This is a genomic window from Stenotrophomonas sp. YJH_SMC_25, assembly GCF_059369595.1.
Genome location: NZ_JCAFSV010000006.1, coordinates 177,187 through 200,056 on the forward strand (window position 1 = coordinate 177,187; position 22,870 = coordinate 200,056).

The 22,870-nt window shown below is 66.7% G+C and carries 18 protein-coding genes; 12 read left to right on the top strand and 6 right to left on the bottom strand.

The window, feature by feature from the left end:
* Positions 1-289 precede the first annotated feature (289 nt).
* The 3 genes from rplU to cgtA all read left to right on the top strand — a co-directional run bounded on the left by rplU (position 290) and on the right by cgtA (position 2,110).
* Positions 290-598: a 50S ribosomal protein L21 gene (rplU, locus tag AC5P7E_RS10495; protein ID WP_005408557.1), complete on the top strand. Its 309-nt coding sequence runs from the start codon at positions 290-292 to the stop codon at positions 596-598.
* Positions 599-616: 18 nt separating this feature from the next.
* Complete coding sequence (gene rpmA / locus AC5P7E_RS10500) at positions 617-880, top strand: 50S ribosomal protein L27 (protein WP_005408558.1); 264 nt, start codon at positions 617-619, stop codon at positions 878-880.
* 177 nt (positions 881-1,057) lie between these two features.
* The gene (gene cgtA, locus AC5P7E_RS10505) at positions 1,058-2,110 is read left to right on the top strand and encodes an Obg family GTPase CgtA (RefSeq protein WP_005408559.1); all 1,053 of its coding nucleotides are present in this window, start codon (positions 1,058-1,060) and stop codon (positions 2,108-2,110) included.
* A gap of 203 nt (positions 2,111-2,313) precedes the next feature.
* On the opposite strand, the gene rpsT is transcribed toward cgtA, so the two are convergent.
* Positions 2,314-2,583 (bottom strand): 30S ribosomal protein S20, encoded by a 270-nt coding sequence (gene rpsT, locus AC5P7E_RS10510; protein WP_005408560.1) that lies wholly within the window; start codon positions 2,581-2,583, stop codon positions 2,314-2,316.
* Between the two features lie 117 nt (positions 2,584-2,700).
* Between rpsT and murJ the strand changes: the two genes are divergently transcribed.
* The 7 genes from murJ to AC5P7E_RS10545 all read left to right on the top strand — a co-directional run bounded on the left by murJ (position 2,701) and on the right by AC5P7E_RS10545 (position 12,427).
* Positions 2,701-4,305 (top strand): murein biosynthesis integral membrane protein MurJ, encoded by a 1,605-nt coding sequence (gene murJ / locus AC5P7E_RS10515; RefSeq protein ID WP_087944429.1) that lies wholly within the window; start codon positions 2,701-2,703, stop codon positions 4,303-4,305.
* Positions 4,306-4,380: 75 nt separating this feature from the next.
* Positions 4,381-5,328: a bifunctional riboflavin kinase/FAD synthetase gene (locus AC5P7E_RS10520; protein WP_012479506.1), complete on the top strand. Its 948-nt coding sequence runs from the start codon at positions 4,381-4,383 to the stop codon at positions 5,326-5,328.
* A complete protein-coding gene (gene ileS / locus AC5P7E_RS10525) occupies positions 5,325-8,156 on the top strand; it encodes an isoleucine--tRNA ligase (RefSeq protein WP_495222843.1) in 2,832 nt (943 codons plus the stop codon). The genes AC5P7E_RS10520 and ileS overlap by 4 nt, the downstream gene beginning before the upstream one ends.
* Positions 8,156-8,680 carry a signal peptidase II gene (lspA, locus tag AC5P7E_RS10530; RefSeq protein ID WP_005408564.1) on the top strand — a complete coding sequence of 175 codons (525 nt, stop codon included), beginning with the start codon at positions 8,156-8,158 and terminating at the stop codon, positions 8,678-8,680. Before ileS ends, lspA begins: the two co-directional genes overlap by 1 nt.
* Positions 8,681-8,707: 27 nt before the next feature.
* Positions 8,708-9,658, top strand: a complete 951-nt coding sequence (gene ispH / locus AC5P7E_RS10535) for a 4-hydroxy-3-methylbut-2-enyl diphosphate reductase (protein ID WP_005408565.1) — start codon at positions 8,708-8,710, stop codon at positions 9,656-9,658.
* A 223-nt stretch (positions 9,659-9,881) separates the two neighbouring features.
* Complete coding sequence (locus AC5P7E_RS10540; protein WP_065183110.1) at positions 9,882-11,765, top strand: M61 family metallopeptidase; 1,884 nt, start codon at positions 9,882-9,884, stop codon at positions 11,763-11,765.
* Positions 11,762-12,427, top strand: a complete 666-nt coding sequence (locus tag AC5P7E_RS10545; protein WP_065183109.1) for a lysoplasmalogenase — start codon at positions 11,762-11,764, stop codon at positions 12,425-12,427. Before AC5P7E_RS10540 ends, AC5P7E_RS10545 begins: the two co-directional genes overlap by 4 nt.
* Positions 12,428-12,509: 82 nt before the next feature.
* On the opposite strand, the gene AC5P7E_RS10550 is transcribed toward AC5P7E_RS10545, so the two are convergent.
* The 5 genes from AC5P7E_RS10550 to AC5P7E_RS10570 are packed head-to-tail and all read right to left on the bottom strand — an operon-like array spanning position 12,510 to position 18,504.
* A complete protein-coding gene (locus AC5P7E_RS10550; RefSeq protein ID WP_012479510.1) occupies positions 12,510-13,229 on the bottom strand; it encodes a hypothetical protein in 720 nt (239 codons plus the stop codon).
* Entirely contained in the window at positions 13,226-14,182 is a 957-nt protein-coding gene (locus AC5P7E_RS10555) for a hypothetical protein (protein WP_099527507.1), read from the bottom strand. Before AC5P7E_RS10555 ends, AC5P7E_RS10550 begins: the two co-directional genes overlap by 4 nt.
* Before the next feature lie 46 nt (positions 14,183-14,228).
* Positions 14,229-17,015: a TonB-dependent receptor gene (locus AC5P7E_RS10560; protein WP_114618556.1), complete on the bottom strand. Its 2,787-nt coding sequence runs from the start codon at positions 17,013-17,015 to the stop codon at positions 14,229-14,231.
* Between the two features lie 14 nt (positions 17,016-17,029).
* Positions 17,030-17,998 carry a FecR family protein gene (locus AC5P7E_RS10565; protein ID WP_049448433.1) on the bottom strand — a complete coding sequence of 323 codons (969 nt, stop codon included), beginning with the start codon at positions 17,996-17,998 and terminating at the stop codon, positions 17,030-17,032.
* Positions 17,995-18,504, bottom strand: coding sequence for an RNA polymerase sigma factor (locus AC5P7E_RS10570; protein WP_080052359.1), 510 nt, complete (start codon positions 18,502-18,504; stop codon positions 17,995-17,997). The genes AC5P7E_RS10565 and AC5P7E_RS10570 overlap by 4 nt, the downstream gene beginning before the upstream one ends.
* A gap of 256 nt (positions 18,505-18,760) precedes the next feature.
* Between AC5P7E_RS10570 and AC5P7E_RS10575 the strand changes: the two genes are divergently transcribed.
* Positions 18,761-21,631 (top strand): autotransporter outer membrane beta-barrel domain-containing protein, encoded by a 2,871-nt coding sequence (locus AC5P7E_RS10575; protein WP_114618557.1) that lies wholly within the window; start codon positions 18,761-18,763, stop codon positions 21,629-21,631.
* A gap of 97 nt (positions 21,632-21,728) precedes the next feature.
* Positions 21,729-22,733, top strand: a complete 1,005-nt coding sequence (locus tag AC5P7E_RS10580) for a 2-hydroxyacid dehydrogenase (RefSeq protein WP_114618558.1) — start codon at positions 21,729-21,731, stop codon at positions 22,731-22,733.
* Positions 22,734-22,870: the final 137 nt, after the last annotated feature.

Here is a 22,870-nt window from a genome sequence, read left to right on the forward strand (position 1 = left end):
GGTGCCGGGCCAGCAGGGAACGGCAATCGGTCAGCCTACCGAGGTGACCAGATGGGGGCAATGGGCGACAATGCCAGCCCGGTGTCTCACCTTGTGAGACAGGCCGTCAGCCAGGGGTCAGATCCCTTTTCACGCCGTGAAAAGGGATCTGACCCCCGTGCCGCTGCCGTCTCCTTCGACGTTCAGGGGTTGACTTGACCCGCCCCCGCTGATCTGCGTACAATTCCGCTCCTGTCCGCCCTCGATGGCGGCAGCTCAGACCACAATAACTACAGAGGAAGGCCTGGTCATGTACGCAGTACTGGTCACCGGCGGTAAGCAATACCGCGTGGCGCAGGGCGAAAAGCTCCGCATTGAAAAGCTCGAAGTCGAAGTCGGCAGCGAGATCAAGTTTGACAACATCCTGATGCTGGGTGACAGCGACGGCGTGAAGCTGGGCGATGCGCTGAAGGGCGCTGCCGTCACCGCCAAGGTCCTGTCCCAGGGTCGTGCTGACAAGGTCCGGATCATCAAGTTCCGTCGCCGCAAGCACCACATGAAGCGTCAGGGTCACCGTCAGTACTACACCGAAATCGAGATCACCGGCATCGCCGGCTAAGCATCAGGAGAAGCAGTCATGGCACATAAAAAGGGCGTAGGCTCCTCGCGCAACGGTCGCGACTCCAACCCGAAGTACCTGGGCGTCAAGATCTTCGGCGGCCAGGCCATCGAAGCCGGCAACATCATCGTGCGTCAGCGCGGCACCCAGTTCCACCCGGGCACCGGCGTTGGCCTGGGCCGTGACCACACCCTGTTCGCCCTCGTGGACGGCAAGGTGGAGTTCTCGGTCAAGGGCGCCAAGAAGCGTCGCACCGTCAGCATCGTCTCGGCCGACGCCTGATCCAGGCATCGCCGGCGCCCGTGCCTCGGCATGGGGGTGCTGCATGAAGAGCCCCGCTTCGGCGGGGCTTTTCGTTAGAGTTGAAGCAAGACCGGCCAGGCCGGGCTGCCGGCCATCGGCAGGCATAACATTCAAGGTGACGGCCGGCAGGCCGCGCCCATCGCAGGCATCGAAACAATGAAACTGGTAGACGAAGCAGAAATCGAAGTGTTCGCCGGCAACGGCGGCAACGGCTGCATTGGCTTCCGTCGCGAGAAGTTCATTCCGCTCGGCGGCCCGGACGGCGGCGACGGCGGTGCGGGCGGCAGCGTGTACATCCGCGCCGACGAAAACCTGAACACCCTGGTCGACTTCCGCCATGACCGCATCTTCAAGGCGCAGCGGGGCGAGAACGGCATGGGCCGCCAGGCCTACGGCAAGGGCGGCGAAGACCTGACCATCACCGTGCCGGTCGGCACCGTGGTGATCAACGTTGCCACCGATGAAGTCATCGGCGACCTGACCCAGCACGGCGACCGCCTGCTGGTGGCCAAGGGCGGCCGCGGTGGCCTGGGCAACATGCACTTCAAGAGCTCGACCAACCGCTCGCCGCGCCAGGCGCTGCCGGGCGAGCCGGGTGAGGAGCGCACGCTGAAGCTGGAGCTGAAGCTGCTGGCCGACGTCGGCCTGCTGGGCTTCCCCAACGCCGGCAAGAGCACCCTGATCCGTGCCGTTTCGGCGGCGACGCCGAAGGTGGCCGATTACCCGTTCACCACGCTGTACCCGAACCTGGGTGTGGTGAAGGTGGAAAACTACCGCAGCTTCGTGATTGCCGACATCCCGGGCCTGATCGAAGGCGCGGCCGACGGTGCCGGCCTGGGTGCGCAGTTCCTGCGCCACCTGCAGCGCACCCGCCTGCTGCTGCACCTGGTGGACATCTCGCCGATGGAGGGTGGGGTGGAAGGCATTTCTCCGGTCGAGCAGGTGCGCGCCATCGAGCGCGAGCTGGAAAAGCACGATCCGGAACTGCTGCAGAAGCCGCGCTGGCTGGTGCTGAACAAGGCTGACCTGATGTTCGAGGACGAAGCGAAGGCTGCGGCCGAGCAGATCGTCGCCGAGCTGGGCTGGAAGGAGCCGTGGTTCCTGGTCTCCGCGCTGGGCCGCGAAGGCACCTTCCCGATCATGAGCCGGATCATGGCCTTCTTCGATCGCCAGAAGGAAGAAGAGCAGGAAGCCCGTAACGCGCAGTAGAGTCGACTGTCAGTCGACTGACGTTGGCAAAAACCCGGCTTCGGCCGGGTTTTTCATTTTCCGGTAGTGCCGGCCGCTGGCCGGCATTCCTCGGGGTTGCCGGCCAGCGGCCGGCACTACCGGATCGCTGGCAACAAAAAACCCGGCCGGGGCCGGGTTCTTGTCTGCTGCCCGGCCCCGGAGGGCAGGGCGGCAACGCCGGATCAGGCGGCCTTGAGGGCCTTGATGCGGTCGTTCAGGCGGCTCTTGTGGCGAGCAGCCTTGTTCTTGTGGATCAGGCCACGCGCGCTGAAGCGATCCAGGATCGGCTGGGCAACGGCGAAGGCGGCTTCGGCGCCGGCGGCATCGTTGGCGTCCAGCGCCTTGATCACTTTCTTGACAGCGGTGCGCAGCATCGAGCGCTGAGCCACGTTGCGCGCGTTGCGCACGACGGTCTGCTTGGCGCGCTTCTTGGCGGACTTGATATTGGCCACGGTGGTGGTTTCCTGAAAAAATCGGTGTTATGGGAACAGCAAGCTAGCTAGTATGATGGCGTAAGAAATGCACGTCAAGTCGATTGTCAAGAGGGACGCTGAGTGAGTTCACCCAAGTTGTTGCGGGGCCTGCTGTCGTTCAGCAGCATGACCATGGTCTCGCGCGTTCTCGGACTTGTCCGGGACTTCGTGGTGACCACCACGTTCGGCACCAACGCCATCACTGATGCTTTCTGGGTCGCCTTCAGGGTACCCAATTTCCTGCGGCGTTTGTTCGCCGAAGGCTCTTTCGCCACCGCTTTCGTGCCCGTGTTCACGGAAGTGAAGGAGACCCGCAGCCACGCCGAGCTGCGTGAACTGATGGCCCGCACCGCCGGCACCCTGGGCGGGGTGCTGATGCTGGTCACTGCGCTGGCGCTGATCTTCGCGCCGCAGCTGGCCTCGGTCTTCTCCAGTGGCGTTGATACCGATCCGGTCAAGCAGGGCCTGCTGGTTGACCTGTTCCGCCTGACCTTCCCGTTCCTGTTGTTCGTGTCGCTGACCGCCCTGGCCGGCGGCGCGCTGAACAGCTTCCAGCGCTTCGCCATGCCGGCGCTGACCCCGGTCATCCTCAACCTGTGCATGATCGCCGGTGCACTGTGGCTGGCCCCGCGGCTGGGCGGCACCCCGGAGAAACAGATCCTGGCGCTGGGCTGGGCGGTACTGGCTGCCGGCATCCTGCAGCTGCTGTTCCAGCTGCCCTCGCTGAAGGGCATCAACCTGCTGACCCTGCCGCGCTGGGGCTGGAGCCATCCGGGCGTGCGCAAGGTGATGACGCTGATGGTGCCGACCCTGTTCGGCTCCTCGGTGGCGCAGATCAACCTGCTGCTGGACACCGTCATCGCGGCCAAGCTGACCGATGGCTCGCAGTCCTGGCTGTCGCTGGCCGACCGCTTCCTGGAGCTGCCGCTGGGCGTGTTCGGCGTGGCGCTGGGCACGGTGATCCTGCCGGCGCTGGCCCGTCACCACGTCAGCACCGACCGCGAAGGCTTCTCGCGCTCGCTGGACTGGGGCCTGAGGATGACCCTGCTGATCTCGGTGCCGGCCATGCTGGGCCTGCTGCTGCTGGCCGAACCGCTGATCGCGACCATCTTCCAGCACGGCCAGTTCAGTGCCTTCGATACCCGCATGACCGCGCTGTCGGTGTACGGCCTGAGCTTCGGCCTGCCGGCGTTCGCCCTGCTGAAGGTGGTGTTGCCGGCGTTCTACGCACGCCAGGACACCAAGACCCCGGTGCGCGCGGGTGTGGCCGCGCTGGTGGCCAACATGGTGTTCAACTTCGCCCTGCTGGCAGTGCTGTACCAGGTCATGGTGCCGGACGAGCTGAAGGCGCAGGGCGTGATGGCGGCCATCGGCAAGCAGCCGGGCCTGCATCTGGCGCTGGGCATTGCCAGTGCACTGTCCAGTTACCTGAACCTGGGCCTGCTGTGGTACTGGCTGGGCAATACCGACGTCTACCAGCGCCGGCCGGGCTGGGGCGGCTATCTGCTGCGACTGCTGCTGGCCTGTGCGGCCATGGTTGGTGTGCTGTTGGCCCTGCTGCACTGGCTGCCAGGCTTCTCGGCGATGAGCGTGTGGGAGCGGATCGGCAGCCTGTCGCTGCTGGTCGGCGGTGGCGGTGCCACCTACGCGGTAGCCATGCTGGCGATGGGCTTCCGCCCGCGCGATCTGCGTGGGCATTGATCGCGGCTTGTGGCGGCTATACTTCAGGGTTACACCATTGAAGCGGCGGCCCCGGTCGGGCCGGAACGAGAGTTGATGAGCAGGCTGTTCAGAAGCGTCGAGGGCGGGGAGCTGTTCCCCAACGGAAGCGTGGTCTGTATCGGTGCATTCGACGGCCTCCACCTGGGCCATCGTGCGCTGGTCCGCCATGCGGTTGCCCGCGCGCGCGCCTTGGGCGTGGCCGCCGTGGCCGTGGCGTTCGAGCCGCTGCCGCGTGAGTTCTTCGCCCAGGGCACACCGCCGCCGCGGCTGACCCTGGCGCGCAGCAAGGTCGAGATCCTGCGCGAGCTCGGTGTCGATGCGGTCGGCCTGCTGCGATTCGACGCGGCGATGGCAGCGATGCCGGCCGAGACCTTCGTGCGCCAGTTGCTGGTCAAGCGCCTGAGTGCGCGTGAGGTCTGGATCGGCCCCGAGTTCTGCTTCGGCAACCGCCGCCGCGGCGACCTGGCTCTGCTGCAGAAAATGGGTGCCGAACTGGGTTTCACTGCGGGCGAAATTGAAGCGGTCGACCTGCATGGCGAACGCATTTCCAGCACCCGCATCCGCCAGCTGCTGCAGCAGGGCGACTTCGCCCGTGCCAACGATCTGCTGGGTCGTCCGTACGCGATCAGCGGCCGGGTGGTGCGCGGGCGCCAGCTCGGCCGTACGCTGGGCTTCCCCACCGCCAACCTGCGGTTCCCGAAGACCCCGGCACTGTCGGGCATCTACGCGACCTGGGTGCATGGCGTGTTCGACCAGCCGTGGCCGTCGGTGTCCAGCTTCGGCACCCGCCCGACGGTGGAGGGCGTGGAGCCGCTGCTGGAAGCCCACCTGTTCGATTTCCAGGGCGACCTGTACGGGCGCCACATCGATGTGGAGTTCGTCGCCAAGCTGCGCGACGAAGAGAAATTCAATGATCTGGCGGCGCTGACCGACCAGATGCACCGCGACGCCGAACAGGCGCGCGCCATCCTTTCCGAACATAGATTGCGAGCCACTGCGTGAGCCAGGACTACAAGACCACCCTGAACCTGCCAGCCACCGAATTCCCGATGCGCGGCGACCTGCCCAAGCGCGAGCCGGACATTCTGGCGCGGTGGGAAGCGCAGGGGCTCTACCAGCAGCTGCGCGACAACGCCGCCGGCCGCCCGCTGTTCGTGCTGCACGATGGCCCGCCGTACGCCAACGGCCGCATCCACCTGGGCCACGCGGTCAACAAGATCCTGAAGGACATCATCGTCAAGTCGCGCTACCTGGCCGGCTTCGATGCGCCCTACGTGCCGGGCTGGGACTGCCATGGCCTGCCGATCGAGATCGCGGTGGAAAAGAAGTGGGGCAAGGTCGGCACCAAGCTCGACGCCGTCGAATTCCGCCAGAAGTGCCGCGAGTTCGCCGAAGAGCAGATCAATATCCAGCGCGTGGACTTCAAGCGGCTGGGCGTGACCGGTGACTGGGACAACCCGTACAAGACCCTGAGCTTCGACTTCGAAGCCAACGAGATCCGTGCGCTGTCCAAGGTTGTGGCCAACGGCCACCTGGTGCGTGGCGCCAAGCCGGTGTACTGGTGCTTCGACTGTGGCTCGGCGCTGGCCGAGGCCGAGATCGAGTACCAGGAAAAGGAATCGCCGGCGATCGACGTGGCCTACGCCGCACGCGATGCGCAGGCCATCGGCCAGGCGTTCGGCGTGAGCGTGCCGGCCGACGTGGAAGTGGCCGTACCGATCTGGACCACCACCCCGTGGACGCTGCCGGCCTCGCTGGCGGTGTCGCTGGGCGCGGAGATCACCTACGTGCTGGCCGAAGGCCCGGCGCACAACGGCAAGCGCCGTTGGCTGGTGCTGGCTGCGGCGCTGGCCGAGCGCGCGCTGCAGCGCTATGGCGTCGAAAACCTGGTGCTGCACGGTGAAACCACCGGTGCGGCGCTGGAGAACCAGCTGCTGGCGCACCCGTTCTACCCGGAGCGCGAGATCCTGGTGCTCAACGGCGACCACGTCTCCGACGAGGACGGTACCGGTGCGGTGCACACCGCCCCCGGCCACGGCCAGGAAGACTTCGTGGTCAGCCAGAAGTACGGCCTGCTGGACAAGTACAACGCCGGCCAGGTGACCCCGATCGACGGCCGTGGCGTGTACCTGGAATCGACCCCGCCGGCCGGTGACGTGGTGCTGGCTGGCCAGCACCTGTGGAAGGCACAGGAAGCCATCGTCGGCGTGCTGCGCGACAACGGTTCGCTGCTGGCGTTCCATCCGATCCGCCACAGCTACCCGCACTGCTGGCGCCACAAGACGCCGGTGGTGTTCCGCGCCACCCCGCAGTGGTTCATTTCGATGGACAAGGCCAACCTGCGCAACGATGCGCTGGCCGCCATCGACACCGTCGGCTGGTTCCCGACCTGGGGCAAGGCGCGCATCCAGAGCATGGTCGACGGTCGCCCGGACTGGACCATCTCGCGCCAGCGCACCTGGGGCGTGCCGATCGCACTGTTCACCCACCGGCAGACCGGCGAGATCCATCCGCGTTCGGTGGAGCTGATGCAGCAGGTCGCCGACCGCGTCGAAGCCGAGGGCATCGACGTGTGGTACTCGCTGGATGCCGCCGAACTGCTGGGCGCTGAAGCCGCCGACTACGAGAAGGTCACCGACATCCTCGACGTCTGGTTCGACTCGGGCGTGACCCATGAAGGCGTGCTTGCGGCGCGTGGCTTCGGCAAGCCGGCCGACCTGTACCTGGAAGGTTCCGACCAGCACCGCGGCTGGTTCCAGTCCTCGCTGCTGACCGGCGTGGCGATCGACAAGCGCGCCCCGTACAAGCAGTGCCTGACCCACGGCTTCACCGTGGATGAGCACGGCCGCAAGATGTCCAAGTCGCTGGGCAACGGCATCGAGCCGCAGGACATCATGAACAAGCTGGGCGCGGACATCCTGCGCCTGTGGATCGCCTCGGCCGACTACAGCAACGAGATGTCGCTGTCGCAGGAGATCCTCAAGCGCAACGCCGATGCCTACCGCCGCCTGCGCAACACCGCACGCTTCCTGCTCGGCAACCTGGACGGTTTCGATCCGGCACAGCACCTGCGTCCGCTCGACCAGATGGTCGCGCTGGACCGCTGGATCGTGCATCGCGCGTGGGAGCTGCAGGAGAAGATCAAGGCGGCCTACGACGGCTACAACATGGCCGAGATCGTGCAGCTGCTGCTGAACTTCTGCAGCGTGGACCTGGGCTCGCTGTACCTGGACGTGACCAAGGATCGCCTGTACACGATGCCGACCGATTCGCACGGTCGCCGTTCGGCACAGAGCGCGATGTACCACATCGCCGAAGCGTTCACCCGCTGGGTGGCGCCGATCCTGACCTTCACCGCCGACGAGCTGTGGGGCTACCTGCCGGGCGAACACGCCGGCCACGTGCTGTTCACCACCTGGTACGACGGCCTGGCGCCGCTGCCGGCCGATGCCCAGCTCAACGCCACCGACTTCGACCAGTTGCTGGCTGTGCGCGAGCAGGTGGCCAAGGTGCTCGAGCCGATGCGTGCCAACGGCGCCATCGGTGCCGCGCTGGAAGCGGAGATCACCATTGCCGCCAACGAGGAGCAGGCCGCGAAGTGGCAGCCGCTGGCCGATGAACTGCGCTTCCTGTTCATCAGTGGCGACGTGCAGGTGCGCCCGGCGACCACCGACGAGGTGTTCGTCAGCGCCCAGCCGACCACCAAGGCCAAGTGCGTGCGCTGCTGGCACCACCGCGCCGACGTCGGCAGCAACGCCGATCATCCGGAACTGTGCGGCCGTTGCGTGAGCAACGTGACCGGCGCCGGCGAAGTGCGGAGCTGGTTCTGATGGCCGCGCCCCGTCCGCATCCGAACGCCCTGGTCTGGCTGCTGCTGTCGGCCGCCATCATCGGCCTGGACCAGTGGTCCAAGGCCTGGGTGCTGTCGAGCCTGCCGGAGTTCCAGCCGGTGGTGGTCATCGACGGCTTCTGGAACTGGTACCGCACCTACAACACCGGCGCGGCATTCAGTTTCCTGAGCGACGCCGGTGGCTGGCAGAAGTACTTCTTCACCGCACTGGCGATCGCCATCAGCGGCCTGATGGCGTGGTGGCTGCGCGGCACCGCGCGCGGCAACTGGAAGGCCGCGGTGCCGTATGCGCTCATCATCGGCGGCGCCATCGGCAACGTGATCGACCGCCAGGTGCACGGCCACGTGGTCGACTTCATCCAGTGGTACGTGGGCAGCTACACCTGGCCCTCGTTCAACATCGCCGACTCGGCCATCGTGGTGGGTGCCATCGGCATCGCCCTGTTTGGCCTGTTCGACGGCAAGTCCGCCAAAAAGGCGGATAATGCCAATCCGAAACCGTAAGCCGGCCGCTGCCGGGAGATTGAACTGATGGATGTGCTGCTCGCCAACCCGCGTGGTTTCTGTGCCGGTGTCGATCGTGCGATCGAGATCGTCAAGCGCGCGATCGAAACGCTGGGCGCGCCCATCTATGTTCGCCATGAAGTGGTGCACAACCGCTTCGTGGTCGACGACCTGAAGCAGCGCGGGGCGATCTTCGTCGAGGAACTCGACGAAGTGCCGGACAACAACACGGTGATCTTCAGCGCCCATGGCGTGTCCCAGGCCGTGCGCCAGGAAGCCGAGCGCCGTGGCCTGAAGGTGTTCGACGCCACCTGCCCGCTGGTGACCAAGGTCCACTTCGAAGTCGCCCGCCACTGCCGTGCCGGCCGTGACGTGGTGCTGATCGGCCACGCCGGTCACCCGGAAGTGGAAGGCACCATGGGCCAGTGGAACCGCGAAGCCGGCACCGGCCAGATCTACCTGGTGGAAGACGTGGAGCAGGTTGCCACGCTGCAGATCAACCAGCCGGAAAACTTCGCCTACACCACCCAGACCACGCTGTCGGTGGATGACACGCGCGGGATCATCGATGCGCTGCGCGAGCGTTTCCCGGCGATGCAGGGCCCGAAGAACGACGACATCTGCTACGCCACGCAGAACCGCCAGGATGCCGTGCGCGATCTGGCCAAGCGCTGCGACCTGGTGCTGGTGGTCGGTTCGCCGAACAGCTCCAACTCCAACCGCTTGAGCGAGCTGGCCCGCCGTGAGGGCGTGGAGTCGTACCTGATCGACGGCGCGCACGAGATCGACCCGGCATGGGTGGCAGGCAAGCAGCACATCGGCGTGACCGCCGGCGCCTCTGCACCGCAGGTGCTGGTCGATGGCGTGCTGGCGCGCCTGGCCGAACTGGGCGCCACCGGCGTGGGCGAGCTGGACGGCGAACCGGAATCGATGGTGTTCGCGCTGCCGAAGGAACTGCGCCTGCGCCTGGTCGACTGACCGGGAAGCGCCTCATCCACGCATGGCGTGGATCTACTGGAACTGCTCTGGTGGGTGCGAACTGGCACACGGTGGGTGCAAACCAGCACAAGGTGGGTGCGAACCTTGGTTCGCACGCTTTTTCGCACGCAAGGATGGGCGGCCCGCCCATGACCTTTGGCCATGGGGCAGGGCACGTTACAGGCCTAGCATCGGAAGATTCTCCGCTGTTGGAACCTGCCCGATGAAGACCCGAGCCTTGGCGATGTCGTTGCTGTTCGCGCTGGCGGCCACGCCTGCACTGGCGCAGACCTCGCCACCGGCGAACGCGGTGGCCCCCGGCCTGCTGCGCATCGATGTCGACGCGCGCGATCTGGCCCGGCGCATCTTCAAGGTGACCGCTACGATGCCGGCCAAGCCCGGCCCGATGACCCTGCTGTACCCGCAGTGGATTCCCGGCAACCATTCGCCCACCGGCCCGATCGACAAGTTGGCCGGGCTGCGCGTGACCGCCAACGGCAAGCCGCTGGCCTGGCAGCGTGACCAGTTCAACGTCTATGCGTTCAAGGTGAACGTGCCCGAGGGCGTGAGCGAGATCGTCGCCCACTTCGACTTCCTGTCCTCGCAGGGCGGCAGCCAGGGCCGGGTGGTGATGACCCCGGAAATGCTCAACCTGCAGTGGAACGCCAATTCGCTGTATCCGGCCGGCGTCGATGCACGCAACCTGCAGGCGCAGGCCAGCGTGACCCTGCCCAAGGGCTGGTCGTTCGCAACCGCGCTGGAAACCGCGCGGCGCGACGGTGACACCGTGGTGTTCAAGCCGATCTCGTATGACCATCTGGTCGATTCGCCCTTGTTCGCCGGCGAGCACTACCAGCGCATCGATCTCGACCCGGGCGCGAAGGTGCCGGTGCACCTCAATGTGTTTGCCGACGACGCCAAATCACTGAAGCCGAGCGAGGCGCAGATCACCATGCATCGCGCGCTGGTGCAGCAGGCCGACAAGCTTTACGGTGCGCGCCACTACAACCACTATGAGTTCCTGCTGGCATTGACCGACCGCCTCGGTGGCATCGGCCTGGAGCATCACCGTTCCAGCGAGAACAGCGCTGACCCGGGCTACTTCATCGAGTGGGACAGCAACGCGTGGATGCGCGATCTGTTGCCGCACGAGTACACCCATTCCTGGAACGGCAAGTACCGTCGCGGCGCCGACCTGGCCACCGCCAACTTCAACGTGCCGATGGGCGACAGCCTGCTGTGGGTGTACGAGGGCCAGACCCAGTTCTGGGGCCAGGTGCTGGCGGCGCGTTCGGGGCTGTGGTCGACCGCGCAGGCGCGCGACATGCTGGCCAATGTGGCCGCGACCTACGACCGTGGCCGACCGGGCCTGGCCTGGCGGCCGCTGCAGGACACTACCAACGATCCGACCATCGCCCAGCGCCGCACGCTGCCCTACCGCAACTACCAGATGAGCGAGGACTACTACTCCGGCGGCCAGATGCTGTGGCTGGAAGTGGAGGGCAAGCTGCGCGAACTGAGCGGCAACCGCCGCAGCCTGGACGACTTCGCGCGTGCGTTCTTCGGCGTCGGCAATGGCGACTGGGACGTCAACCCGTACACCTTCGATGATGTGGTCGCGACCTTGAACGGCATCGCGCCGTACGACTGGGCGACGTTCCTGCGCGGGCGCCTGGACGGCCACGGTTCGTTGACCGGCGGCCTGGAGCTGGCGGGCTGGAAGCTGGTCTACCGCGATACGCCGAACGACGCCTACAAGGCACAGGAAAAACGCGCCAAGGCGGCATTGCTGGCCTATTCGCTGGGCGCGACCGTACTCGACAGCGGTACGGTCGGCGATGTGATCTGGGACAGCCCGGCGTTCAACGCCGGTCTTGCACCGGGCATGAAGGTGATCGCGGTTGGCGGCCGTGAGTACAGCAGCCAGCGCTTGAAGGACGCGGTGGCTGCGGCAGCGAAGGACAAGGCGCCGATCGTGCTGCTGGTGAAGCAGTTCGACCGCATCGAAACGATGAGCATCGCCTACCACGGTGGCCTGCAGTACCCGGTGCTGGAGCGTATCGCCGGCAAGCCTGACCGCCTCGCAGAATTGTGGAAGGCGCGATGAAGCCGCGCGCCCGCGATGGCGTGATCCTGCTGATGGCGATCTTGGCCATCATCGGTGCCTTCCTGCACGGTGACGGGCGCTGGCTGCATTGGCTGGCCAAGCCGACCACCACGCTGCTGATCGCTGCCATCGTCTGGCGCGTGCATGATCCCGCGCAGCCGTTCTATCGACGCGCGGTGTTGGCCGGCATGCTGCTGTCGTGCGTGGGTGACATCGCGTTGATGCTGCCGATGGATGCGTTCGTGCCGGGCCTGGTTGCGTTCCTGCTGGCCCACCTCTGCTACATCGTGGCCTTCCGCGACGGCCTGCGTGCGGGACGTGGGCTGTTGGCGGCCAGCGTCCTGCTGGCGACGTTTGCCGTGCTCAACGTACTTGGCCTGTGGCCGCACCTGCCTGCACCGATGCGTGCGCCGGTGTTGGCGTATGTGGTGGTGCTGGCCTCGATGGCGGTGCTGGCACTGGCACGCCAGTGGCGCCGGCCACAGCCCGCTGCCGTGGAAGCCAGCAGCGCGCGCTGGGCGGCCGCCGGTGCGCTGCTGTTCGTCGCCAGCGATTCACTGCTGGCCTGGGACCGCTTCGCCGGCGGTCTGCCGCTGGCCAGCCTGCTGGTGCTGTCCACGTACTACGGCGCGCAGTACGCAATCGCCCGCTCGGTGAAATAGAAAAAGGGGACGGAGGGGATTAAGTCGCAATCCGCACCAAGGCACATGCGACTTAATCCCCTCCGTCCCCTTTTTTTGTGGCCTATCGGCGGTTCACGCCGCGCAGGGTGCCCTGCGCATCGAACTGCAGGCGCACGGATTCGCGGTCACCAGCGACGTCATCCGGCAGCCACACCAGCTTGCCGCCTTTGCGCACGATCACGTAGACGTGGCCGACTTCGGATGCGGGGTTCTGCAGCGCGTCGCGTTGTTCCTGCAGTGCCTGCGCCACGCGCGGCACGGCCTCGAAATCGATGCTGGCCAGGGGTGTGCTGCTGCGCTGCAGGCTGATGGTCGGCGCGAACTGCTGCGGGTTCACCGGATTGCCCTTGCGCCACTGGCCACGTTCGAAGTGGTAGCTGTCGACGTGACCCGGCTGTTGCGGGTCGACCAGATCGAGGTTGATGCGGCCATCGTCGTAGAAGTGGATGCTATGGAAGACCGTCAGCCTCTGGCCAGCCAGTGCCGGCAGCTGCTCCAGTGCCTGGCGCGCAGCCTGCAGGTAGTCCGCATCGAACAGGCGATTGTTGCGTTCGGGCGCCGCAGCGGTACTCGCCGCGGGGAAGGCGGCCGGGGACGGCACAAGCGATGCGGGTTGCTCGCGCGGCGACTGAGACGAGACGGAGGGTGGCAACCGGTCCGGCTGTACCGAATGCCCCAGCGTTTCGCTGATGGTCTGCACCGCGCCGCCGGCAACGGCCACGCCCGCCAGAACCAGCAGCAATACCAGGAACACGGCGCGGGTGGAGGGCGGCTGTTTCATACGCCCTCCAGGCGCACGTTGCCACGGTCATCGGGGTCGTACAGCAGGGTCACGGTTTCGCGCGGGATGTTGGCTAGATCGATCAGCGGGATGAAGCGGCGCACGCTCACCTGCTGTACGCGGCCGTCACGATCGGTGTACTCCAGCTGGAACTCCACCTGCGGCTGTTCGTTGAGGTAGGTGCCGGTCTGACGCACCTTCAGCACCCTGGCCTCCACGCCGATGCCGCGGTACTTCAACGCGTCGCCGCGCGCATCAGCCTGCAGCAGGCGGCCAAGCAGGCGCAGCCCCAAGATGTACCCACACAGCACCAGCGGGCACACCAGCAGCGGGTGGCCGAAGGACAGGAAGGTCCAGCCAAGACCCTCGCTCTGCAGCCGGTAGGCCGCCACATAGGCAGCGGCTACCAGGACGATGCAGAGCGCTGCGCCGATGCTTCGCCGCCACAGGCTGGCGACATCCAGTTCGGGCTGGGCACCGTCCAGTACCACGTTCGGGAACGCGCCCGGCACCTGGCTCAGGCGTGCATCGACGTGCCTGCCGACGCCGAAGCGCTGCAGTTGCGGCTTGCTGTCGACCACCAGCAGCTGTTCGCGGATCGGCGTGCCGGACAGGTTCTTGAAGGACAGCTGCAGTTTCCATTGCGCGAAGCCACGCACCTGTACGCCGGTCTGTTCAGCGTGTTCGATCAGCGCATCGCGCGGTTCGCCATCGGCGAGGATCGAGCGGACGCGATGCAGGGCGCGCGGTGGGCCGAGCAGCAGGAAATGCAGGAACGCGAACAGCAGAGAGAGCCATGCAGCCAGCGACAGCACAAGCAGCAGCAGGGACAGCCATGGCGCGCTGCGATCAGCCAGCGCCACCGGCCAGGAGGTTCCGAAATAGAGGATGCAGGGGAAGGGCAACGCGAAGAACAGCAGGAACGCGCCCCAGAACCAGAGATAGGCTTTCATGGGGAAGGTGGCAGACCGGTGGAACAGGCCGCGTAGCGTACTACGCTCAGCGGAACTGCAGGGTAAGCAGGTAGTAGCGACCCAGTGGATCGTCCAGCCCCGGCATCTGCCCACCATTGCCGACCAGGTAGTTCACCGGTTGCGCATCAAGCACGTTGTGCACGTCCAGCGCCGCGATGACGCGTGTGCCCAGGCGGCGCGCCAGGTGCAGGTTCCAGCGCAGCTGGCGCGGATTCATGCAGTGGTTCTGTTCGATCTGCCGCTGCGGGCACTCGGCGCCGGGCAGCCATGCGCGGGTGCGGCCCACCTGGTTGCCGCGCAGGGCGATGTCCCAGTTGCTGTTCTGCCATTGCACGTTGAGGACCGCCGCCATCTCGGGCGTGACATGCCCGCGCAGGTCGATCGCCGGCTCGTGGTCCCGACGGCGGCGCAGCTCCTGCTGCTTCAGCGCGTCCAGCGAGAACAACCACTGGCCGGTGCTGCCGGTGTCGATCCGGTATTCGCCACGCAGCACCCAGTTGCGGGAAGTGGTGCGGCCGATATTGTCGAACGACAGGCGGAGGCTGCTCAGGTTGCCATCCTCATCCAATTGCCAGGTGTCACGGTTCCACACGGCATCGGCCGGCTGCAGCGCGAGGATCTCGTTGCGCAGCTCGACGATGTTGTGGGTCAGCGAAAGCGAGAACGCATCGCTGGGTGACCAGGTCGCCGCCAGTGAATGGCTGCGTGAGCTCTCGGCCTTGAGCGCGTTGTTCTCCTCCACATCCGCAGTGACCACGCAGCGGCCGTCCGGCTCGCTCTGTGCACAAGGTGGCAGTGCGCTTGAGACGGGCAGGGTAAGGGTGCCGAACTGTCCTGGCGGGCGGCGCTGTTCGAACAGGCTGGGCGCGCGATAGCCGCGGCCGCTGGCCAGCAGGAACGACCAGTGCGGTGTTGGCGTCCAGCGCAGGCCGGCACGGGGCGAGAATGCCGTGTAGTCGCCGTCGTAGTCCCAGCGCGCGGCCAGGTCCATGCGCAGTTCCGACGTGAGTGGCAGGCCCAGTTCCGCATACGCGCCGCCACTCTGCCGCGACAGGCGCCGCTGCTGCTGCGGCAGCCCCAGTGCCAGATCGCCCTGGCTCAGCAGGGTGTCCGGGTGCGACGTCCAGCGTTCATGGCGCAGATCGATGCCGGTAGCCAGCTGCGCATTACCGCCCCGCATCGGCATCAATGCGCGCTGTATGCCCCACCAGCCCTGCCACTGCTCGGTAAGTCCACGGTTGCGGATCGATGGGAAGAGCGAAGTGGCTTCATCGGCGGGCAATGCATCGAAGCCTGGCAGGAACCTGAGCGACTGCGCAGCCTCGATGAACGGTTCGGCGCGCACGGTGCCCGGCGTGGCCAGGGTGACGTCGCTGCGCTGCGCGCTGATGCCGGCGTCCCAGCTGTGGCTGCCCTGGTCCCGGCCGATGCCCAGGGTGATATCGGCGTCGGTGGCACGGACCTGGGGACGCACATTGCCGGCTTCGCGCAGGACGCTGTTGAAGGTGTACCCGTACAGGCCGAGGGCGACGGCGGTCGGGCCCAGATCGAAACGCTGCCGGTTGTGGCTGGCGCGGGCTTCGGCATAGACGTAGCGTCCCTGGCCACGCTCATGCCGGTAGCGCAGATAGGCCGAGGCGGTATCGGAGGCCGGTTGAAGCGAACGAGGGCGCGAACTGTCGAACCAGCAGGCGCCATTGCGTCGTTTCAATGGTCCGTCGCAGCGCGTCGCGGGCCAGTAGTCGCCATCGCGGAAGGCGCCGATCAGGTACTGCGACGTCTCGGCGTGCCAGTCACGCTGGTCCCCCGCCAGGTGATCGACGCGATGCAGGTCGATGCCTGCGAACCAGCGGTCGCCGCTCCCGCGCAGGCCTCCGGTGGCGGCCTGCACGCGGTACTGGCCAGCGTCGCCACGACTGCTCAGACCGGTCTGCAGCGTTGCCTCCGGGCCGTCGGCCTGGTCGCGGAGGATGATGTTGACCACGCCGGACATGGCATCGGCACCGTAGATGGCCGATGCACCGCCGCGCACCAGTTCGATGCGTTCGACAAAGCTGAGTGGAATGCCGCCCAGGTCGGTGAGCCCGCCCTGTTCCAGGGACACCATTGGATAACGGGGCAGGCGCCGGCCATTGACCAGGAACAGGGTGGCGCGCGGTCCCATGCCATCCAGGCTGGTGGTGGCGGCTGCACCGACAGGCAGGTACTGCGAATCGCCACTGCGTGCGCTGCTCATCGCTGGCAGCCCGTTCATGCCGGGCAGGTGTCGCAGCAGGTCGAACAGGCTGCCGTAGCCACTGCGCAGGATGTCTGCGCGATCGATCGTGGTCACCGGCAGGGTGGTCTGCACGGAGGTGCGCGGCAACCGGCTGCCGGTGACATGGATCGGCGCCAGGTCCACCTGGGGGGGCGACTGCGGGGGCATGCGCGGGCGCGGCGCCACCGTTGCCGGAACCGGCGGCGCGACGGCGGGCGCGACGCGGATGCGGCGGACCACGAAGCCACCGGACGGTGTTCGAAGGATGGTCACCGGCATGCCGGCGACCAGCTGTTTCAGGGCCGATGCTGGATCGGCCTGGCCATGGGTGCCGCTGGCATGGAGCCCCGCCAGTTCCCGGGCATCGAACACCAGAGCGATGCCGCTTTGCCGTGCCCATTGCTGCAATGCCGAGGGCAACGGGCCAGCGTTGATGCGGTAGTCGTGGGTGGCAGCCGGATCGCCTGCGAGGGCGGCAGGCGGCGCGGCGACCAGCAGCGCCAGGCACAGCAGGGGGCGGAGCAGCCCCCACTGCAGCGCGCCTGGTCCTGCCATCACCGCAGGCCTCCTCAGTACGTGCGGCGCAGTTCCAGCGCGCCATCCGGGCGCGTCTGGCCAGCAATGGACCAGCCAAGTTCCAGCGCGGATAGCAACTCCTGTGCGTCGCCTGCGCGGAACGTGCCGCTGACTGCCAGATCGGTGATCTCCGGGTCGGCGATCACCAGCGGTGCATGGCCATAGCGGTTCATGCGTTCGACCACGATCGACAGCGGGGTGGCATCGAAGACCAGCTGCCCACGCAGCCAGCCCTCGGCGGCTGCCGTGGAGGACAACGCTGGGCCGGGCTGGATGCGCCCGGAGGGGAGTACCTGCAGTTGCTGGCCAGGGGCCAGGGTGTGCTGGGCGGCGCCGTTGCTGACTTCCACCGCACCCTCCAGCAGCGCGACCTCGACCAGGCCATCGTGCAGGCGCTCGACCTGGAAGGTGGTGCCGATATCGCGGATGGTGCTGGTGCCGGCGCGCAGCTGCAGTGCTTTGTTCGATGGCGCGACCTGCAACTGCAGGCGGCCGCGTTCGAGGTCCAGCTCGCGGTGGCGCCAGCCAAAGCGTGCGTGCAGCGTCGTGCCGGCATCGAGCATGGCTACGCTGCCATCGGGCAGGGTCAGCCGCTGCGCCTGATGCGTGTCATTGGCAAAGCGCTGCGGGGCTGGGTTGCCATCCACCGCTACCATCCAGCCCACGCCGATGGCCAGGCAGATACCAGCGGCCGCGGCCGCAGCAGGCAGCCAGCGGCGTCGGGCAGGCCGTGCCGCACGCGCCGCAGCCGTCCGCAGCCATGGGTCCGCAGCCAGGCCCTGGCCTTGCTGGAAAAGATCTTCGGCCTGCGCCCAGGCTTTGACATGGGCAGGGTCTTCAGCCAGCCAGTCTTCGAACGACTCGCGTTCGGCAGGGGTGCAGTCCGGGGCCTCCAACCGCGCTACCCAGGCGCTGGCGCGTGCGAACAGCGAGGCGTCTTCCGTGTGCCGGTGGCTGCTCATTCGGTATCCCCGTCGTTGTGCAGCGGATCCGGTCCCAACTCCTGGCGCAGGCCCTGCAGGGCGCGGGCGATGTGTTTTTCCACGGTCTTGGCTGTAATTCCACAGTGCCGCGCGATCTGCGTATAGCTCATGCCGGTGATCCGGTTGAGCAGGTACACCTCGCGCGCACGCTCGGGCAATTTGAAAAGGGCCTGCCGCAGCAGGGACAACATCTGCCCGGACTCTGCCTGGCGCAAGGGGTCCGGCGACGGGCTGGTGGGCTCGTCGTGACCATCATGCTCGGCCAGTGACAGGTGCGGTCGCGACTGCGGCGATCGGCCGCGATCGGCCAGGCGATTGCGCGCGATACGATACAGCAGCAGGCGCAGTTCGTCGGTGCCGTGCGCGCGATAGCGGATCAGCCGCTCCATGCAGTCCTGCGCGATGTCCTCTGCATCCTCCGGCCCGACGCCCCGTGTGCGCAGGAACGCGCACAGTGGCGCGCGTTCCTCGCGTACGAACGCGATGAAGGCGTCCGCAGGCGCGGGTGGCTCCGGCGCGTGGTGGATCAGGGGGGACGGAACGGACAGGGCTGGCCTCGGCTGACGTTGACGGGTGCGCCTTCGAGTTTTACGCGACGATGACCGGATGGGGAAGAGTGTGTGGTGCCCCCTCTCTCATTGTGAATGCATTCATTTTTTCCGGCCGACCGGGCTGGGGGAGATTCCGGCGCTTTGCCGTTTGACTCCTTACCCGCGTGTTGCGGGTGGAGAGAGAGAACGTATGAAGCATTCGAAGTTGAGCCTGGCCCTGGCCGGGCTGATCGCCGTTGGCGCCATCGCGGCGGCTGATGACGTCATGGCAATGAGTTATCACGTGCAGGGGGATCGCATCTTCCTGAGCGGCGGGGTGACCTACGCCGATGTGGTGTCGTTGCCCGCGTTGCTGGCCAAGGCACAGGCCGAGGGCCGGCCGATCCGCGAAGTGGTGCTGCGCACCTCCAATGGTGGCGCGCTGATCGCCGGCGAGTGGCTGCAGGGCGTGATCCGCACGTCCGGCCTGAACACCATCGTGTCCGGCCACTGCATTTCGTCCTGCTCGATCATGCAGTCCGGTGGCGTCGAACGCTATCTGGCCGGTGATCTGCCGATCGTCGATTCGGTACAGATCCACGCGGCCAGCAACAGCGGCAAAGTGATCTACACGCCGTCGCCGCGGATGACCCAGATCTACACCGGCAACTACGGCGGTGGCATCGATGCCGGGCTGCTGCACAAGGCCATGTATGAAGTCGTGCAGCCCAACGGCCTGCTGGTGTTCCGCGATCCGGCGCGCACCACGGGTGCCTCGGTCACTTTCGATCCTGATGGCAGCGGCAGCAAGCTGGAGTCGTTCCCGGGGCAGGACATCTACAGCAACAGGGTCATCACCGCCAAGGGCTACCGCGATCCGGGCGATACGTTGAATGTCACCGCCAACGTGAGCGGCGACATCAACCCGGGCTACCTGCGCACCGGTCGCCAGCTGCAGACCTTCGTCGATGATGACTTCGCGCGCTGGAACACCAACTGGCAGTCCAGCTACATCAACCTGGCGCAGAGCATCTACAACGCCTCCAGCAATGGTCCGCAGGGCATCGGCGCGAACTCGGTACAGGACTACCAGAACGATCCCACATACAAGGCCCTGCTGCTGTCGAAGCTGCGCCTGGGCGACCTGGATGTGTCCACGCTGGACAACTCCATGGGCGTGATCCGCGTGACCAACGGCGCGACATGGCGGACCTCCGCGACCACCGGTGCCGACTTCATGCTGGTCGACAACGGCACCATCGCGCTGGAAGGCGGCGCCCTGCGCGCTTCGGAGGTGCGGGTAATGGGCGCAGGCATGCTGGTCGGCAATGGTGACGTGGCCGGCACCGCTATGGATCTCAGTGCGCTGGCCAGCGGTACCCGCCCGTCCTGGCGCGAGGACGGCTTCAACCGCCTGCGCGTGTACGGGACCCTGATGCCGCGCGGCGGCGATCTGGTCACCCATGGCTACGTCAACATCATGCCGGGCGGGAAGGTGCTGTTCGATGTGACCGAGAACGGCGGGGCGGGCAGTGGCCGCCTGCGCGTAGGCAGTTTCTTCGACAGCAAGCAGACCGACGGCGCGCTGGTGATCTCCAAAGGGGCCTTCCTCGAACTGAACGTGGCGCAGGGTTACTACGGCCAGGACTTCCGCCGTGACCTGGTGCAGGGCCCGATATACCAGGGCGGCTTCGAAGAGGTCGTGCGTCTGGGTGACACCGGCTACAGCGCCAGCATTACCGGCGGCGAAGTGTTCCGCCCGCGCCACAACTCGCTGCTGAGTTTCAACGTGAAGCAGGCCGCTGACGGCCTGTGGCTGACCGCCAACCCGGGTTTCGACCAGCTGGGCCTGTTCACCAACGGCACTTCCGGCGATGGCTTGGGCCGCGCGCTGGCGACCGCTTCCGATCGCAGGGATGGTGGCCTGAAGTCGCTGCTCGGCGCCCTGCAGTTCGCCGACCGTGACGTGATCGCACAGCAGGCCGGTACCCTGCGCGGTGACGCGCACGCGACCCTGCGCCTGGCCGACAACGCATTGGTGGGCAGCATCGGCGACGTGGTGCAGCAACACCAGGCCGCGATGCGCAGTGGTGGTGATGCCGACGGCCTGGCTTCGCAGGCCGCGCAATCGGTGTCGGCGCAGCCGGGCATGCGCCACGGCAGCCTGTTCAACCAGCTGGCCATGCATCTGGTCGAGCCGGCGGCGGGTGGCGGTGAAGGCAGTGGCTCTGGTCGCAACCATGGCCTGTGGGCGCGCGGTTTCGCCAGCCACGGCCGCATCGATGCCGACGGTGGCGTGGCAGGCTTGAGCCATAACATCGGCGGCATCGTCGTCGGCGCCGATACCCGCGTTGCCGATGACCGCGTCACCCTGGGCGTCAGCGTGGCAGCGGCGGATATGTCGACCAAGGGCCGCGACGGCTCCGACTTCAGTGGTGACGTGCGCGCGCTGGACGTGGGCGGCTACCTGGACGCGACCTATTCGCGCGGCTATCTCTCGGCGGCGGTGCGCTACACAGACCTGCGTCACGACACCCGCCGCAGCGTCAGCGGTATCGATGGCCTGCAGCAGCCGCTGCGTGCCACGTACAGCAACGATGCGATCTCCGCGCGGGTGGAGCACGCGTTCTCATTCACCACGGGCAAGGGCCTGGTGATCCAGCCGCTGTTGCCGGTGGTGGACTACGCGCGTACCTCGGCCACGCGCTTCAATGAAGGGCAGGGTGCGGGTGCACTGGTCGGTCGCAGCGGCAGCCTGGAGAGCATCCGCGTGGGCGCCGGCCTGCAGCTGTTCAGGACCTTCGAAGGCAACAACGGCGAGCGCATTACCCCGCGTGCCCGCGTGGTCTGGCAGAAGGAACTGGGCGACTCGCAGGCGCGCTACAGCACCGGCTTCGCCGCAGCACCGGATCTGGTGTTCGGGGCAAGCAGCCAGGCCGTGGGCGAGCAGGTGCTGGCCTGGAACCTGGGCGTGACCAGCCGCGCCAGCGAACGCCTGTCGATCATGGCCGACTACGTGGGCGAGCGTCGTGACGGGCAGATCCAGAACGGCGTGATGCTGGGGCTGGGTTACAAGTTCTGAGTGGCACAGGGCACCGGCGATGTTCGCATCGCCGGTGCCATCCCCACGGACGCGTGGCTGCGGTATGGTCGGCATGGCATTCCATCCAGGTTCTTCCATGCAGATCGCCGTCTTCAGCGCCCGACCCTACGACCGTCGCTTCCTGGACGAAGCCAACCTGCGTGAGGCGGCGGGGCAGGGTTACACGTTCGTCTACTTCGATGCCGCGCTGGATGTGCATACCGCAGCGCTGGCACAGGACTGCGCCGCGGTCTGCGTGTTCGTCAACGATCGGCTGGATGCGCAGGTGCTGCGCGCGCTGCACGCGTTGGGTGTGCGGGCCGTGCTGCTGCGCTGTGCGGGCTTCAACAATGTGGACCTGGCCGCTGCGAAAGCGCTGGACCTGTTCGTCGCGCGGGTGCCGGCGTACTCGCCCGAAGCCGTGGCCGAGCATGCACTGGCGCTGGTGATGACCCTCAACCGCCAGACCCATCGTGCCTACAACCGCGTGCGCGAGGGCAACTTCATGCTCGATGGCCTGCTCGGGCGCACCCTGCATGGCCGCACGGTCGGCATCATCGGTACCGGCAAGATCGGCCTGGCCACCGCGCGCATCTTCAAGGGCATGGGCTGCACGGTGCTGGGGCACGATCCGTATCCGTCGGCGGCCTTCGCAGGTATCGGCGAGATGGTTGCGCTGGATGAACTGCTGGCGCGCGCTGACATCGTCTCGCTGCACTGCCCGCTGACGCCCGATACCCAGCACCTGATCAATGACGCCTCGCTGGCGCGGATGAAGCCGGGCGCGATGCTGGTCAACACCTCGCGCGGCGGATTGGTGGATACCCATGCAGTGATCCGCGGGCTGAAGTCGCGCCGGCTCGGCCACTTGGCCATCGACGTGTACGAGCAGGAAAGCGCGCTGTTCTTCCAGGACCTGTCCGGCGAGATCATCGACGACGAGGCCTTCCAGCGCCTGATGACCTTCCCCAACGTGCTGGTGACCGGCCACCAGGGCTTCTTCACCGTGGAGGCGCTGCAGGAGATCTCGGCGATCACGCTGGGGAACCTGCAGGATTTCGCGGCTGGGCGGGTGTGTGCCAACCGGGTAGAGGCGGACTGAGCCGGGTGGATTGACCGCCGGGGCGCCCAGCCCGTAAAATCGCGGGCTCCGCCGGAATAGCTCAGTTGGTAGAGCGGCGCATTCGTAATCGCGACGCGGCTGTCGTGGTGGCGGAGGCAGAAGGCATGCGGTACAAG

Bases quoted from the DNA above. Each gene is read 5' to 3' on its own strand.
- ispH (WP_005408565.1), top strand. From the start codon at position 8,708: ATGGATGTGCTGCTCGCCAACCCGCGTGGTTTCTGTGCCGGTGTCGAT.
- AC5P7E_RS10520 (WP_012479506.1), top strand. From the start codon at position 4,381: ATGAGCAGGCTGTTCAGAAGCGTCGAGGGCGGGGAGCTGTTCCCCAAC.
- rpmA (WP_005408558.1), top strand. From the start codon at position 617: ATGGCACATAAAAAGGGCGTAGGCTCCTCGCGCAACGGTCGCGACTCC.
- cgtA (WP_005408559.1), top strand. From the start codon at position 1,058: ATGAAACTGGTAGACGAAGCAGAAATCGAAGTGTTCGCCGGCAACGGC.
- AC5P7E_RS10540 (WP_065183110.1), top strand. From the start codon at position 9,882: ATGAAGACCCGAGCCTTGGCGATGTCGTTGCTGTTCGCGCTGGCGGCC.
- AC5P7E_RS10575 (WP_114618557.1), top strand. From the start codon at position 18,761: ATGAAGCATTCGAAGTTGAGCCTGGCCCTGGCCGGGCTGATCGCCGTT.
- AC5P7E_RS10545 (WP_065183109.1), top strand. From the start codon at position 11,762: ATGAAGCCGCGCGCCCGCGATGGCGTGATCCTGCTGATGGCGATCTTG.
- rplU (WP_005408557.1), top strand. From the start codon at position 290: ATGTACGCAGTACTGGTCACCGGCGGTAAGCAATACCGCGTGGCGCAG.
- AC5P7E_RS10565 (WP_049448433.1), bottom strand. From the start codon at position 17,998: ATGAGCAGCCACCGGCACACGGAAGACGCCTCGCTGTTCGCACGCGCC.
- AC5P7E_RS10580 (WP_114618558.1), top strand. From the start codon at position 21,729: ATGCAGATCGCCGTCTTCAGCGCCCGACCCTACGACCGTCGCTTCCTG.
- AC5P7E_RS10560 (WP_114618556.1), bottom strand. From the start codon at position 17,015: ATGGCAGGACCAGGCGCGCTGCAGTGGGGGCTGCTCCGCCCCCTGCTG.
- lspA (WP_005408564.1), top strand. From the start codon at position 8,156: ATGGCCGCGCCCCGTCCGCATCCGAACGCCCTGGTCTGGCTGCTGCTG.
- AC5P7E_RS10555 (WP_099527507.1), bottom strand. From the start codon at position 14,182: ATGAAAGCCTATCTCTGGTTCTGGGGCGCGTTCCTGCTGTTCTTCGCG.
- AC5P7E_RS10550 (WP_012479510.1), bottom strand. From the start codon at position 13,229: ATGAAACAGCCGCCCTCCACCCGCGCCGTGTTCCTGGTATTGCTGCTG.